This window comes from Hansschlegelia sp. KR7-227 (assembly GCF_049446035.1).
Lineage (GTDB): Bacteria > Pseudomonadota > Alphaproteobacteria > Rhizobiales > Methylopilaceae > Methylopila.
Genome location: NZ_JBMSEA010000001.1, coordinates 833,002 through 846,566 on the forward strand (window position 1 = coordinate 833,002; position 13,565 = coordinate 846,566).

11 protein-coding genes are annotated in these 13,565 nt (G+C 69.8%); 5 read left to right on the forward strand and 6 right to left on the reverse strand.

Annotated features, from left to right (window positions below; translation table 11 throughout):
• Positions 1 to 3: 3 nt before the first annotated feature.
• Positions 4 to 468, forward strand: a complete 465-nt coding sequence (gene nusB / locus ACO2RJ_RS03920) for a transcription antitermination factor NusB (RefSeq protein ID WP_423266707.1) — start codon at positions 4 to 6, stop codon at positions 466 to 468.
• Positions 469 to 682: 214 nt separating this feature from the next.
• On the opposite strand, the gene ACO2RJ_RS03925 is transcribed toward nusB, so the two are convergent.
• Together ACO2RJ_RS03925 and ispF are read right to left on the reverse strand one after the other, a co-directional pair.
• A complete protein-coding gene (locus tag ACO2RJ_RS03925) occupies positions 683 to 1,186 on the reverse strand; it encodes a CinA family protein (protein ID WP_423266708.1) in 504 nt (167 codons plus the stop codon).
• Positions 1,183 to 2,412, reverse strand: coding sequence for a 2-C-methyl-D-erythritol 2,4-cyclodiphosphate synthase (ispF, locus tag ACO2RJ_RS03930; RefSeq protein ID WP_423266709.1), 1,230 nt, complete (start codon positions 2,410 to 2,412; stop codon positions 1,183 to 1,185). The genes ACO2RJ_RS03925 and ispF overlap by 4 nt, the downstream gene beginning before the upstream one ends.
• A gap of 140 nt (positions 2,413 to 2,552) precedes the next feature.
• On the opposite strand from ispF, the gene dusB reads away from it, so the two are divergent.
• From dusB to ntrC, 3 genes are read left to right on the forward strand one after another with little or no spacing between them, the layout of a single operon-like run.
• Entirely contained in the window at positions 2,553 to 3,587 is a 1,035-nt protein-coding gene (gene dusB / locus ACO2RJ_RS03935) for a tRNA dihydrouridine synthase DusB (RefSeq protein ID WP_423266710.1), read from the forward strand.
• Entirely contained in the window at positions 3,584 to 4,711 is a 1,128-nt protein-coding gene (locus tag ACO2RJ_RS03940; protein ID WP_423266711.1) for a two-component system sensor histidine kinase NtrB, read from the forward strand. The genes dusB and ACO2RJ_RS03940 overlap by 4 nt, the downstream gene beginning before the upstream one ends.
• 7 nt (positions 4,712 to 4,718) lie before the next feature.
• Positions 4,719 to 6,158, forward strand: coding sequence for a nitrogen regulation protein NR(I) (gene ntrC / locus ACO2RJ_RS03945; RefSeq protein ID WP_423266712.1), 1,440 nt, complete (start codon positions 4,719 to 4,721; stop codon positions 6,156 to 6,158).
• Positions 6,159 to 6,402: 244 nt separating this feature from the next.
• Here ntrC and ACO2RJ_RS03950 read toward each other — a convergent pair whose 3' ends face one another.
• From ACO2RJ_RS03950 to ACO2RJ_RS03965, 4 genes are all read right to left on the reverse strand, one after another.
• The gene (locus ACO2RJ_RS03950) at positions 6,403 to 7,671 is read right to left on the reverse strand and encodes an O-antigen ligase family protein (RefSeq protein ID WP_423266713.1); all 1,269 of its coding nucleotides are present in this window, start codon (positions 7,669 to 7,671) and stop codon (positions 6,403 to 6,405) included.
• Positions 7,668 to 9,182, reverse strand: a complete 1,515-nt coding sequence (locus tag ACO2RJ_RS03955; RefSeq protein WP_423268903.1) for an undecaprenyl-phosphate glucose phosphotransferase — start codon at positions 9,180 to 9,182, stop codon at positions 7,668 to 7,670. The genes ACO2RJ_RS03950 and ACO2RJ_RS03955 overlap by 4 nt, the downstream gene beginning before the upstream one ends.
• An 84-nt stretch (positions 9,183 to 9,266) precedes the next feature.
• The gene (locus ACO2RJ_RS03960) at positions 9,267 to 10,430 is read right to left on the reverse strand and encodes a glycosyltransferase family 4 protein (protein WP_423266714.1); all 1,164 of its coding nucleotides are present in this window, start codon (positions 10,428 to 10,430) and stop codon (positions 9,267 to 9,269) included.
• A gap of 91 nt (positions 10,431 to 10,521) precedes the next feature.
• A complete protein-coding gene (locus ACO2RJ_RS03965) occupies positions 10,522 to 11,082 on the reverse strand; it encodes a polysaccharide biosynthesis/export family protein (protein ID WP_423266715.1) in 561 nt (186 codons plus the stop codon).
• 169 nt (positions 11,083 to 11,251) lie between these two features.
• On the opposite strand from ACO2RJ_RS03965, the gene ACO2RJ_RS03970 reads away from it, so the two are divergent.
• Positions 11,252 to 13,561 (forward strand): GumC family protein, encoded by a 2,310-nt coding sequence (locus ACO2RJ_RS03970; protein WP_423266716.1) that lies wholly within the window; start codon positions 11,252 to 11,254, stop codon positions 13,559 to 13,561.
• The last annotated feature ends 4 nt before the right edge of the window (positions 13,562 to 13,565 follow it).

Genomic DNA, 13,565 nt, shown 5'->3' on the forward strand with positions numbered 1-13,565 from the left:
GGCATGGCCAAGGGCGAACAGCGCTCCGCCGCCCGGCTCGCCGCGGTGCAGGCGCTTTACCAGATGGAGATCTCGGGCTCCCCGCTGCCGGACACGCTCGCCCAGTTCGAATCGCACTGGCTCGGTCAGACGGTCGACGGCGACGAGTACAAGCCGGCGGAGGCCGCCTTCTTCCGCGATCTCGTCGGCGGCGTGCTGAAGCAGCAGCGCACCCTCGATCCGCTGATCGACAGGACGCTCGCCGGCGGCTGGCCGCTGAAGCGCGTCGAGGCGATCATGCGGGCGATCCTGCGGGCCGGCGCCTTCGAGCTCGGCAAGCGCAAGGACGTGCCGGTGAAGGTCGTCATCACCGAATATGTCGACATCGCCCACGCCTTCTTCGAACGCGACGAGGTCGGCATGATCAACGCCGTGCTCGACGCCGTCGCCCGCGAGACCCGCCCGGACGAGTTCGCCAAGAGGGCGTGAGGGAGGCGCCGGCTTGCCGGGCGGCTAGAGCCGTTTCGCGTTGCGCCGCGCCGGACTCTTGGCGTTTCGGTCGTACCGACACCGCCGCAGTCGCCGTTCCGGGCCTGTCCCGGAACCCATTTTCGCTGACTTCAACGATATGGCGCCGTCGGCGGCAATGGATCCCGCGACAGGCCCGGGATGACGGTCGAGGATCCGTCTTAAATCGATCCCGCTACGCGGCGGCCTCGGCCCCGGCCGCCTCGCATAGAAGCTCCAGCGCCGTGAGCACGGAAAGCCTTCGGATCTCTGCGCGGCCGGGGTCGCCGAACAGCATCCTGCGGTGCAGAGTCGGCCGGCCGCGTCGGGCGGCTGCGAAATGCACCAGCCCGACGGGCTTCTCGTCCGTGCCCCCGCCTGGCCCCGCAATCCCGGTGACCGCGACGGCGAGCCCGGCGCCGGCTGCGGCGAGGGCGCCCTCGGCCATCGCGCGCGCGACCGGCTCGCTCACCGCGCCATGCGCGTCGAGCAGCGACACGGGCACGCCAAGCAGCGCCGTCTTCGCCGCATTGGAATAGGTGACGAAGCCGCGGTCGACGGCGCGCGACGAACCAGGGACCTCGGTCAGCGCGCCGGCGACCAGCCCGCCGGTGCAGGATTCGGCGGTCACGATCGTGAGGCCGGCCCCGATCGCCAGCCTCAGCGCCTCCTCGGCGAGTTCATAGGGACCGCGGGTCATGTCCAAAAGTCCTCGCGGAACGGCAGGCGGAGGGTGGCGGAGGCCATCGCCGCCAGCCCCTCCCGGCGGCCGGCGAAGCCGAGGCGCTCGGTCGTCGTCGCCTTGACGCCGACGCGGCCGACGGGAACGCCTGCGATCGCGGCGATCCGCGTCCGCATGGCCTCGCGGTGCGGCCCGATTTTGGGCGCCTCGCCGATGACCGTGACGTCGAGATGGGCGATCACGCCGCCGGCCCCACGCACACGGGCGATCGCGTCCTGAAGGAACAGCGCCGAATCCTGACCCTTCCACCGGGCGTCCGACGGCGGAAAATGCGCGCCGATGTCGCCGTCGCCGAGCGCGCCCAGGATCGCGTCCGTCAGGGCGTGCAGAACCACGTCCGCGTCCGAATGTCCGGTGAGGCCGAAGCCGTGGGGAACGCGGACGCCGCCCAGCGTCACGTACTCTCCCGGTCCGAAGGCGTGGACGTCGAAGCCGGTTCCCATCCGCACGTCGCCCAGCGCCAGAAAGGCGGAACCGGCCCGGCGCAGAGCCTCGTCGTGAAACTGGTCCGAGGTCGTCAGCTTCACATTGCGGGTCTCGCCTTCGAACAGGGCGACTCGGCCCCCCGCCCAGGCGAACAGCGCGCCGTCGTCGGTGAAATCGTCCCGGCCTTCCGCCTCGGCGCGCGCATGGGCCGCGACGAGATCGGCGAAGGGGAAGCCCTGCGGGGTCTGCACGGCGCGCAGGAGGCCGCGATCGAGCGTTTCGCCTCGCGCGCCGTCCGCGCCGACGAGGCAGATCGTGTCGGTCGCGGGAACGCCGGGAACCGCGCCGCCGTGGCGGGCGGCGTCGATCGCGCGGTCGACCAGGGCTGCGCTCGCGAAGGGGCGCGCCGCGTCGTGCACCAGCACGATCTCGGGCGCTTGGTCGGCGAAGGCCGCGAGCCCCGCCCGCACCGACGCCTGCCGGGTCGCGCCGCCGGCGACGGGGGGCATCAGTTTGGGGTGCCCGGCAAGCCCGGCCATGGCGGCGTCATAGTCCAGGCGCTGATCTCGCCCGATCACGAACCGGACAGCGGCGACGCGGGGATGGTCGAGAAACACGCGGGCCGCCGTCGCCGCCATGGCTTCCCCCGCGACCTCGCGATACTGCTTCGGGCCGCCCGCGCCGGCCCGCAGGCCGGAGCCGGCCGCGCAGATCAGAGCGGCCGCCTTCGGCCCGTCATGCTGCGTGGTCGGCCTCACGGTGGTCCTGTTCCTGTCCGCATGTCGTCATGGGCTGTGGTGATACCCGACGCGCGCCGCGCTGTCGCGGGGCGCCGATGAGCCATTGTGCAACCGCAAAAACTGTCTAATATGTGTGCATCGATCGCAGCGACTAATAAATGAGCAAGCGACATTCCCTTATGACCACGCTGGCGCCTCTCGCGATCGGGGGCCTTGTCGCACGCAATCCCGTGCTCCTCGCCCCGATGTCCGGCGTGACCGACCTCGCGTTCCGCCGAATCGCGGCCCGGCTCGGCGCCGGCCTCGTCGTGTCCGAGATGGTCGCGTCCGCCGAACTCGCCCGCGCCGACGATGAGGCGCGGCTTCGGGCGGAGGGCGCGGGCCTCGACGTGCATGTCGTCCAGCTCGCGGGCCGCGATCCTGCGTGGATGGCGGAAGCCGCGCGCGCAGCCGTGGCGGCGGGCGCCGCGATCATCGACATCAATATGGGCTGTCCCGCGAAGAAGGTGGTCGGCGGCCATGGCGGCTCGGCGCTGCTGAAGGAGCTCGACCTCGCGGTCCGGCTGATCGCGGCGACGGTTTCGGCCGTCGACGTTCCCGTCACGGTCAAGATGCGGCTCGGCTGGGACGAGAACGCGATCGTCGCGCCCGAGCTCGCCGAACGCGCGGAGCGCGAAGGGGTCGCGATGGTCACGGTGCACGGCCGCACGCGGTCTCAGTTCTACGAGGGCAGGGCGGACTGGGGCGCGATCCGCGCCGTGAAGGAGCGGGTGTCGATCCCGGTGATCGCCAATGGCGACCTCGTCGCCTGCGCCGACGCCCCGGCGATGCTCGAAGCCTCCGGGGCGGACGGCGTCATGATCGGCCGCGGCGCGCAGGGGCGCGCCTGGTTCCCGGCCGCGGTGGCGGCCTATCTCGCGACCGGCGTCGAACCGGCCCCGCCGCCGCTCGCCGAGCAGCAGGCGCTCGCCGTCGAGCATTATGACGGCCTTCTGTCGCTCTATGGGCGGGAGACGGGGGTCCGGCACGCCCGCAAGCATCTCGGCTGGTATCTCGAGGCCGCTGCGGAGAGCGTCGGCGCGCAGCCGTCGCCCGCCGCAAAGGCCGCGGTCCAGACCGCGCCCACCGCGGAAACAGCTCTGGCAGCTCTGGCCCGCGGCTATGACGATCTCGGCTGGAGGCATGCAGCATGAGCGTCGCCGCTGACGAACACCGCTCGCGCACCGGAGCCGGCGCTTCCGAGGCGGTGCTGAACGCGCTGCCGCATCCCGTGATCTGCGTCTCCGAAGACGGTCGGATCGTCGACGTCAACGTTTCGGCGGAAGCCTTTTTCGAGGCGAGCGCCAATGTCCTGCGCCGGCGCGACATCCGCGAATTCGTGCCTTTCGGCTCGCCCCTCGTGCAGCTTCTGGAACAGGCGCGCGAGCGGCACGCCCCGGTCAACGAGTACCGCGTCGATCTCGGCACGCCGAAGAACGGCGGGGAGCGCATCGTCGACATCCATGTCGCGCCTTTGTCGGAGCGTCCGGGCGTCGTCGTGATCGTGCTCCAGGAGCGCACCATCGCCGACAAGATGGATCGTCAGCTCACCCATCGCGGCGCGGCGCGCTCGGTCACCGCGCTCGCGGCCATGCTGGCGCATGAGATCAAGAACCCGCTGTCGGGCATCCGCGGCGCCGCGCAGCTTCTGGAGCAGTCGGCGAATGACGAGGACCGCGCGCTCACCCGTCTGATCTGCGACGAGGCCGACCGAATCGTGAAGCTGGTCGACCGGATGGAGGTGTTCTCCGACGAGCGCCCGATCGAGCGCGAGGCGGTCAACATCCACGCCGTGCTGGAGCACGTGAAGCGGCTCGCGGCGTCGGGATTCGGCCGCAACATCAGAATCGTCGAAGAGTACGACCCCTCGCTCCCGCCGGTGTTCGCCAACCGCGACCAGCTGGTCCAGGTGTTCCTCAACCTCGTGAAGAACGCGGCGGAATCGATCGGCGACGCCGCCGACGGCGAGATCCAGCTCACCACGGCCTTCCGTCCGGGCGTGCGGCTGAGCGTGCCGGGCTCGTCGACGCGGGTGAGCCTGCCGCTGCAGTTCACCGTGCGCGACAACGGCCCCGGCGTGCCGGAAGACCTGATGCCCCATCTGTTCGACCCGTTCGTGACCTCGAAGCCCACTGGCACCGGCCTCGGCCTCGCGCTGGTCGCGAAGATCGTGGGCAATCACGGCGGGATCATCGAATGCGAATCCCAGCCGCGGCGGACGATCTTCCGCGTGCTGATGCCGATGTTCGTCGGCGAACGCCGCAATACGAGGAGCTGAGAAGCCCATGCCGCAAGGCAGCATTCTCGTCGCCGACGACGACGCGGCGATCCGCACCGTCCTCAATCAGGCGCTCAGCCGCGCGGGCTACGAGGTCCGTTCGACAGGCAACGCCGCGACCCTTTGGCGGTGGGTCAGCCAAGGCGACGGCGACCTCGTCATCACCGACGTGGTGATGCCCGACGAGAACGCTTTCGACATGCTGCCGCGCATCAAGAAGGCGCGCCCCGATCTGCCCGTCCTGGTGATGAGCGCGCAGAACACCTTCATGACGGCGATCCGTGCGTCGGAGAAGGGCGCCTACGAATATCTGCCGAAGCCCTTCGACCTGAAGGAGCTGATCGCGATCGTCGGCCGCGCGATGACCGAGCCCAAGGGCCGCGCCAAGCGCAACGACGAGGTCGAGACCGACGACATCCCGCTGGTCGGCCGCTCGCCCGCCATGCAGGACATCTACCGCGTGCTCGCGCGGCTGATGCAGACCGACCTCACCGTCATGATCTCCGGCGAGAGCGGCACCGGCAAGGAGCTGGTCGCCCGCGCGCTGCACGATTACGGCAAGCGCCGCGGCGGACCCTTCGTCGCGATCAACATGGCGGCGATCCCGCGCGACCTGATCGAGGCCGAGCTGTTCGGCCATGAGAAGGGCGCCTTCACTGGCGCGCAGGCGCGGAGCTCTGGCCGCTTCGAGCAGGCCGAGGGGGGAACGCTGTTCCTCGACGAGATCGGCGACATGCCGATGGAGGCGCAGACCCGGCTGCTGCGCGTGCTGCAGCAGGGCGAATACACCACCGTCGGCGGCCGCACCGCGATCAAGACCGACGTGCGCATCGTCGCGGCGACCAACAAGGACCTGCGCCTGCTGATCCAGCAGGGCCTGTTCCGCGAGGACCTGTTCTTCCGGCTGAACGTCGTACCAATCCGCCTGCCGCCTTTGCGCGAGCGTTCGGAGGACGTGCCGGACCTCGTGAGGCACTTCTTCGCGCTCGCGCTGCGCGAGGGGCTGCCCGCAAAGCAGATCGATTCGGCGGCGCTCGACCGGCTGAAGCGCTACCGCTGGCCGGGCAACATCCGCGAGCTCGAGAATCTGATCCGGCGCCTCGCCGCGCTCTACCCGCAGGAGATCATCGGCGCCTCGATCATCGAGGCCGAGCTGTCCGAACCCGAGCCCACGAGCCCCGGCGACGAGGCGGCGGGCGCGGAGACGCTCGGCGGCTCGGTCGAGCGGCACCTGACGAAGTATTTCGGCGAGTTCGGCGAGAACCTCCCGCCGCCCGGGCTCTATCACCGCCTGCTGCGCGAGGTGGAGTACCCGCTGATCTCCGCCGCGCTCGCCGCCACCCGCGGCAACCAGATCAAGGCGGCGGAGCTGCTCGGCGTGAACCGCAACACGCTGCGCAAGAAGATCCGCGACCTCGACGTCCAGGTCGTCCGCCTGTCGCGCTGACGCTTTTGGTCGGCTCCCTTTAAAGGGGAATATCCTCGACCGTCATTCCGGGCTTGTCCCGGGATCCATTCCCACCAACGGCGCGATGTCATTGACCGCGCGAAGGAAATGGGTTCCGGGACAAGCCCGGAACGGCGGGTCCGGGAGAGATTTTACGATTCCGGGCGACGACGTGATCCCTGGATCGCCACCTCTGTCCAGCTCTGCTCGCGGGACGCGTGGCGGAGGCGTCGGACAGCGACGGCTAACCCGCGGCGCGTCGGAGAGGCGGCCGCGCGTCGCGCGCGCGCCAGTCCTGCGCGATGTTGGCTGCGATGAAGCCCCAGGTCATGCCGAGCAGCGCCCATTGGTGGCGCCAGTGGTCGATGTCGATCACGGCCGCCTCGATCATCAGCACCACCCAGGTCGAGAAGGTGCAGATGAAGATCGCGCGCCACGGCGTGGGCGCGAGGACGTAGCGGAAGCCGAACACGAGGGTGAGCAGGGTCAGCGTCAGCAGCGACACGCCGCCGAGCCAGCCATAGGAGAGGAAGCCGTTGAGATAGGTGTTGTGGACGTCGGCCCCGACGCGGACCGCGAACTGGTAGATCCCGATGCCCATCGGATCGTCCAGCGCCATGCGCCAGCCGATGATGTGGTTCGAGAACCGCCCGCCATGGCCGACGTCGTAATTCTGCTCGAGGCTCGCGCGTTCGGCGAACAGGCTCGAGACCGACGGCAGCTGCAGCAGCCCGATCACCAGGATGGCGGCCGCCAGGACCGCCGCGGCGCAGGTCACGACGATGCGCGCCCGGCGGCCCGGCGAGGGGGCGACGAGCACCGTCAGGGCGGTCATCAGCGCGGCCGAGGCCACCAGATGCCCCCAGGAGCCGCGCGAGAAGCTCAGCAGCACGCCGGCCATGATGAGGCCGAGAGGAGGGAGAACCAGGAGGGAGCGCTTGAGATCGGAGGAGTACAGCCGCTGGATGAGCACCAGCGCCGGAAACACCAGGTGCGGCGCGTAGACGTTGGGATCCTTGAACGCGCCCTTGGCACGGCTGAACAGCAGCAGGCTGTCGGAGAACGGCGCGAGGTGGAAATAGCCGACGATGGCGAGCGAGCCGCTGATCACGCCCGCGATCACCCAGGCGTTGGCGATGAGATTGGCCCGAATGGCGGTTCGCTCGGCGAGGAACAGGCAGTAGAACACCCCCGTGATCGCGAGGAAGATCCCGACCAGCGTCCACTTCGTCGTGTCCGGCCGATCATAGACCAGGGTCAGCGTCAGCACCGCGCCGAGCTGGTAGAGGATCACGAGCAGCAGGAACGGCAGCAGCGTCCGCGGCAGCTTCAGCCCGGTGAAGGCGAACAGCACGAAGGCCGCGATCATCAGGAGATCGTAGGCGGCCGGCTCGAACATCACGAAGAAGCTGGACGCGACCGCGATCCAGACGAGCCCCTCGCGGAGGGACTCGGCGTCGACGGCGAAGCGCCGCCGCGGCCGCGCCGGACGGAGCGCCGCGACCTCGCTCAATAGGCGTTCTCGCTCTTGGCGAGCGCGAAGGGGGTCTTCGCCAGGATGACGATGTCGAACAGGATCGACCAGTTCTCGATGTAATAGAGGTCGTGGTCGACGCGCTTGCGCAGCTTGTCCTGCGTGTCGACCTCGCCGCGCCAGCCGTTGATCTGGGCCCAGCCGGTGACGCCCGGCTTCACCTTGTGGCGCGCGAAATAGCCGTCGACCACGTCGTTCCACAGGCGCTCCGAGGTGTGGGCGCCGACGGCGTGCGGCCTCGGTCCGACCAGCGACAGCTCGCCCCTGATCACGTTGAACAGCTGCGGCAGTTCGTCGATCGAGGTCTTGCGGATGAACCTGCCGATGCGGGTGACGCGCGAATCGTTCTTGGTCACCGAGGTCTTGGCGTCCGGGTCCGACATCTCGTGCTTGAGCGAGCGGAACTTGAAGACGTCGATGACCTCGTTGTTGAAGCCGTAGCGCTTCTGCCGGAAGAACACGGGCCCGCGGGAGTCGATCTTGATCGCGATCGCGGTCCCGATCATCAGGGGCGCGAGCAGCACGAGCGCGAGCGCGCCGACGACCAGGTCGAAGGCGCGCTTCGCCACGAAGTCCCAGTTCGCGATCGGCTTCTCGGCGAGCTCGACCATCGGAATCGCGCCGAGATAGGAATAGGCGCGCGGCCGGAAGCGGAGCTTGTCGGTGTGGGCTGACAGGCGAATGTCGACCGGCAGGACCCACAGCGTCTTGAGAATCTGCGCGACGCGTCCCTCCGCGCTGATCGGGATGGTGACGATCAAGAGGTCGATGCGCGCGAGACGGCCGAACTCGACGAGTTCGGCGATGTTGCCGAGCTTCGGGTACCCGGCCACGATCGCCGGCGAGCGGTCGTTCGAGCGATCGTCGAACACGCCGCAGATGTGGATGTCGTTGCCGGGCGCGGATTCGAGCGAGTGGATCAGCTCGGCTGCGGGCTGCCCCCCGCCCACGATCACCGCTTTGCGCCCGAGCCGCCCGTCCGCCGCCCATTTCTTGACGAGCACGGCGACGAGCGAATGGCCCACCGTGAAGCCGCACGCGCCGTAGACGAACCAGTAGCCGAGCCATTTCCGCTCGACCAGGCCGCCGAAATCGAAGAAGGCCCCGACCGCCGCCAGGGCTGCGAACAGCAGCGTCCACGCGCCGAGCATGCGGCCGATCTGGCCGCTCGCGGAGCGGAAGGCCACGATGTTGTAGGCGTCGCTGGCCTGCGCGAACACCGACGTCAGAACGACGCCGAGCAGGGTCGCCGCAAGATAGGGCCAGCCGATCGCTCCGAGCCCGTCGAAGACGGTCAGATAGGAGGCGAGGCCGGCGCCGAGGACGATCGCGACGTCGAGGCCGCGGACGGCGCCGACCAGCAGAACCTGCGAGATCGAGGCGGCGCTGAAGCGCTCCGCGATCTCGCGCGCCTGCTCGTTCAGCTGGGATTGCCGCGCGGTCGGCGCGGTCGAGGCTTGCGCCGGCTTCACGATCTTGATCTGGGCCATGGACACGTCGATCACGTCTCTCGGACTCCCCGTGAGATCGCGATTATGCGCCCCATTCCCCCAAAAACACTTTACGGCGGCGATTCAACGGCGCGTGAGCCGGATCTCGATGGCATTGCGGTAAATATTTTCGATCCGCGCCGACATTTCCTTAAGCGAGAACTCGTCGCCGACATGGGCGCGGCGGGCCAGGGCCGCGGCCTTCGCGGCCTCCGGATCGGCCGCCAGGGCGGCCATGGCGGCGGCGAGCGCGTCGGCGTCGCCCGGAGGAATCAGCTCGTCGGCGAAGGGGCCGAAGATCTCCGGCACGCCGCCGACCCGCGTGCAGACCATCGGCAGGCCGGCCGCGATCGCCTCGAGGACGACATAGGGCATCGATTCCGCGCGCGACGGCACGACGACGGCGCGCGCAAGACGAAACGCATCGCGCGTCTGCGTCGGGGGGCGGAAGCTCACGCGGTCGGCGAGCCCGCGTTCGGCGACCATCGCGCGGTATCTGGCCTCGTCGGGCCCGTCGCCGACGATGACGGCCGTCGGGGCGGCGCGGCCGGCGGCGAGCTTCGCGAGCGCCTCGATGAAGACGTCCACGCCCTTGAGGTCGCGCAGCATGCCGAGAAACAGGAAGTCGACGGCGTCCGGCGCGGGTTCGACCAGCTCGAACTCAGGCGGGGTCAGGCCGTTGCGGACGACGAACGCCTCGCAGCGCGGCCGTCCGACTTTGGCGACATAGGTCTCCGCCTCGTAGCCGCTGACATGGATCATCGCGTCCGTGATCCGTTCGAGCGCGCGTTCCACGGCGAAGTAGAGACGCCCTTCGGCCGAGCGCGAATCGTAATGCAGGCTTCCGCCATGCGGCGCGTAGAACCGCGCGATAGGGCGGGAGCGGCCCATCCAGGCGCCGACCAGCCGCCCGAAGACGCCGCCTTTGGCGCCGTGGGCGTGGATGATTTGGGGCTCCAGCGGGGTGAGCGCCGCCTTGACCTTGGCCATCGCGCGCAGGTCCGACGGGGCGATCTCGCGGGCGATCGGCAGGCGCACGGAGCCCAGAGCGAGCTTCGGCAGGATCGCGGCGATCTTCTCCGCTTCGAACGCCCCGCCCGTCAGGCTGTCGCAGACGACGCCGACCTGGTGGCCGGCGTCCGCCTGCGCCGAGGCGAGATCGGCGATATGCCTGAAGATGCCCCCGACGGGCGAGCGCACGACATGCACGATGCGCAGGGGCGTCTGTTCGGTCGTGGACTGTGTCATGGGCTTCCCGCGGGACGTCTCCGTCCTCCGGGGTCGTCCTTACGCCACAAGGGCGAAACAATTGCTAAGGGAAAGAGCCTGTCGGAGCGGTTCAGAACCAGCGTTCTTCAACGGTGATCGTGTCGCCCGGACGGATCGGATAGGTCAGCGGCACCTCGGCCTTGAAGACGCGGTCGCCGTTGCGGCGGGTCAGCTCAACGCGGGAGCGCACGGCCCGGGGCGAGAAGCCGCTCGCGATCGCGACGGCGTTCTGCGCGGTCATCCCGGCGACGTAGGGATATTGCCCCGCGTTGGTGACTTCTCCGAGGATGAAGAACGGGCGGTAGGATTCGATCTCGACCGACACGTTGGGATCGCGGAGATAGCCGCTCTTCAGCCGGGTTTCGAGGGTGGTCCGCACCTGGTCGGAGGTCGAGCCGGACACCTTCAGCCGGCCGACCAGCGGCATCGAAATCGAGCCGTCCGGCTCCACGGCGTAGCTGTTCGACAGATTGGGCTGTCCGAAGACGTTGACGCGCAGGCGGTCGCCGCTCGCAAGCACATACGGCTCGTCGAACTCCGCGGCGAGCGGCGGCGGCACGGCGCGCGGAGCGGCGCAGCCGGCGAGCGACGCGGCGAAAGCAAGCGCGAGCGGCCAGCGGCGCGACGTCATGAGGACCGTCCCTTTCCGATCATGGTTTATGTTTCGTTACAGGGACTGGGTTAACAATCTGTTGTCCCGCCGGATCCTCGCCGACGCAGGGTTAACTCCGCGGCAACCATGATTAGGCCATGGTGAACGCACTGAAATCGCGAGCACGCGGAATCGGGGACTAAGGGTAATGGCTCAACGCGTCGGTCAAGGGGACGGAGACGATCGGACCCTCGGCGGGGAGATCGACCTGCGTGCGCTCGGCCGTGGCGTGTGGCGGCGCAAGCTGTGGATCCTGCTGCCGACGCTCGTCGTCGCGCTCGCCGCCTTCGCCTTCGTCCAGATCAGCTCGCCGATGTTCCGGTCGAGCGCGCTGGTGCTGATCGAGAACCGCGAAAGCTTTTCGCCGCGCGCCGGCGATCGGGAGACGCCGCTTCCGGACGATCAGGCGGTCGCGACCCAGGTCCAGTTCATCCAGTCGCGCGATCTGGTGCGCTCGGTGGTGAAGGCGCTCGACCTCGGCAAGGACCCGGAATTCGGCGGCGCGCGCGAGTCGCTGCCGCGGCGGCTCCTGCGGATGATCGGTCTCGGCGGAGCGAAGGACGACCAGCCGTTCAACGAGCGCGTGGTCGATAAGGTCAGCCAGAACCTCGTGGTCTATCCCATCCAGGGATCGCGGGTGGTCGGCCTCGAATTCGTCTCCAACAATCCCGACACCGCCGCCCGGATCGTCAACGGCTTCGTGGACGCCTATCTCGAGATCCAGCGCGACTCAAAGCGCGCGCAGAACCGTCAGGCGACCCAGTACCTCTCCGACGAGATCGCCGGCCTTCGCACCCGGGTGGGGGAAGCCGAGGACAGGGTCGAGGCGTTCCGCAGCAAAGCGGGGCTGCTCGTCGGCTCGAACAACACCACCGTCGCGGCGCAGCAGCTCGGCGAGGCCGCGAATCAGCTTTCGGCCTCCAAGTCGCAGCGCGGGGAGGCTCAGGCCAAGGCCGACACGATCCGCACGCTGCTTCGCCAGGGGCGCCCCGCCGACGCCCTCGACATCGCGAACTCCGACGTGGTGCGGGCTCTGGCCCAGCAGCGCTCGCAGCTCGCCGCCCAGATCGCGAGCGAGGGCCGCACGCTTCTGCCCCAGCACCCGCGGATGCGCGAGCTCTCCGCCCAGCTGCAGGGCCTCGATCAACAGGTCCGCACCGAAGCGGAGAAGATGGCCCGCGGCTTCGAGAACGAAGCGAAGACCGCCGGCGCGCGGGTCGCCGCTCTGGAGAAGCAGCTCGACGACTTCAAGACGGTCGCGGCCGGCGCCAACGCGCAGGACGTCCAGCTCCGGGCGCTGGAGCGCGAGGCGAGGTCCCAGCGTGACCTGCTGGAGCAGATGCTCGCCCGCTACCGGGAAGCGGCTGCGCGCGACAATCCGGAGGCCCTGCTCGCCGACGCCCGCGTGATCTCCCGCGGGGCGGCGCCGAGCGAGCCCTACTTCCCGAAAAAGCTGCCGACGGTGCTGCTCGCCGCCCTCGGCGCCTTCGTGCTGTCGCTGTTCTGGGCCGCGGCCGCGGAAGTGTTCGGCGGTCCGCAGAGCCGGGACGAGGAAGACGCGACGCCGCCGCCCGCCTTGGGGGAAGTCCCCGTGTTCGGTCGCCTGCACGGCAGGATGGGGCCCGAGACGCGCGCTCCGGCTCCGCCCCCGCCGCACGCCCGATATGAGCCGACGGCCGCCGCGCCGCAGGGTTCGGCGCCCGCGGAAGACCGGCCGGAGCCGTCGGCGGGCGCGGAGACGAAAGAGGCGTCCGTCGCTCCCGCCCTCCCGAGCGACGTCCGGCCCACGGCCGCTCCCGCGGTCGCCGGCTCCGCCGCCGGCGTCGAAGGCCGGGCGCGCGAGGCGACCATCGAGGTCGCGGACGCCACGCTGGTCGCGGCGCTCGCCCGACAGCTCGCCGACATGCCGACGGGAGACGGCGCCCTGCGGATTCTCGCCACCGGCACGGTGCCCGATCTCGCCGTGGCCGCGGTGGCGACGAAGCTCGCCAGCCACATCTCGTCCTCCGGCCGGCGCGTCGTCATGGTGGATGCGGGCGGAGGGACGGCGCAGGACGCCGCGCAGCCCGGCCTCGCCGAGCTGCTCTCCGGCGACGCGACCTTCTCGCAGGCGATTCATCGGGATGCCGGTTCCCGCGTGCATCTGGTTCCGGCCGGTCGGGAGCGGTTCGAGCGTCTGGACGCCGCGGCGCGCGGACGGCTCGCCATCGTGCTCGACGCGCTCGCGCTCACCTATGACTTCGTGATGCTGGTCACGCCGAGCGGACCCGGCGGCTCCGAGCCCTTCGCCCGCCATTGCCAGGCGGCGGTGCTGGTCTCGGCCGTCGGCGCCTCGGACGTGGCGACGATCGAGGCGCATGAGCGCGTGCGCAAGGCGGGCATCGAGGACGTGGTCGTGCTGCTCGTCGGCGGCGCCGGCGACCGCGGCGGGCCGCGCGGGCGATCGCTCGCAGCCTGACCGT

Coding starts and splice junctions, on each gene's coding strand:
- dusB (WP_423266710.1), top strand. CDS start 2,553: ATGAGCAAGCGACATTCCCTTATGACCACGCTGGCGCCTCTCGCGATC.
- ACO2RJ_RS03965 (WP_423266715.1), bottom strand. CDS start 11,082: ATGACGTCGCGCCGCTGGCCGCTCGCGCTTGCTTTCGCCGCGTCGCTC.
- ACO2RJ_RS03955 (WP_423268903.1), bottom strand. CDS start 9,182: ATGGCCCAGATCAAGATCGTGAAGCCGGCGCAAGCCTCGACCGCGCCG.
- nusB (WP_423266707.1), top strand. CDS start 4: ATGGCCAAGGGCGAACAGCGCTCCGCCGCCCGGCTCGCCGCGGTGCAG.
- ACO2RJ_RS03925 (WP_423266708.1), bottom strand. CDS start 1,186: ATGACCCGCGGTCCCTATGAACTCGCCGAGGAGGCGCTGAGGCTGGCG.
- ACO2RJ_RS03970 (WP_423266716.1), top strand. CDS start 11,252: ATGGCTCAACGCGTCGGTCAAGGGGACGGAGACGATCGGACCCTCGGC.
- ACO2RJ_RS03940 (WP_423266711.1), top strand. CDS start 3,584: ATGAGCGTCGCCGCTGACGAACACCGCTCGCGCACCGGAGCCGGCGCT.
- ntrC (WP_423266712.1), top strand. CDS start 4,719: ATGCCGCAAGGCAGCATTCTCGTCGCCGACGACGACGCGGCGATCCGC.
- ACO2RJ_RS03960 (WP_423266714.1), bottom strand. CDS start 10,430: ATGACACAGTCCACGACCGAACAGACGCCCCTGCGCATCGTGCATGTC.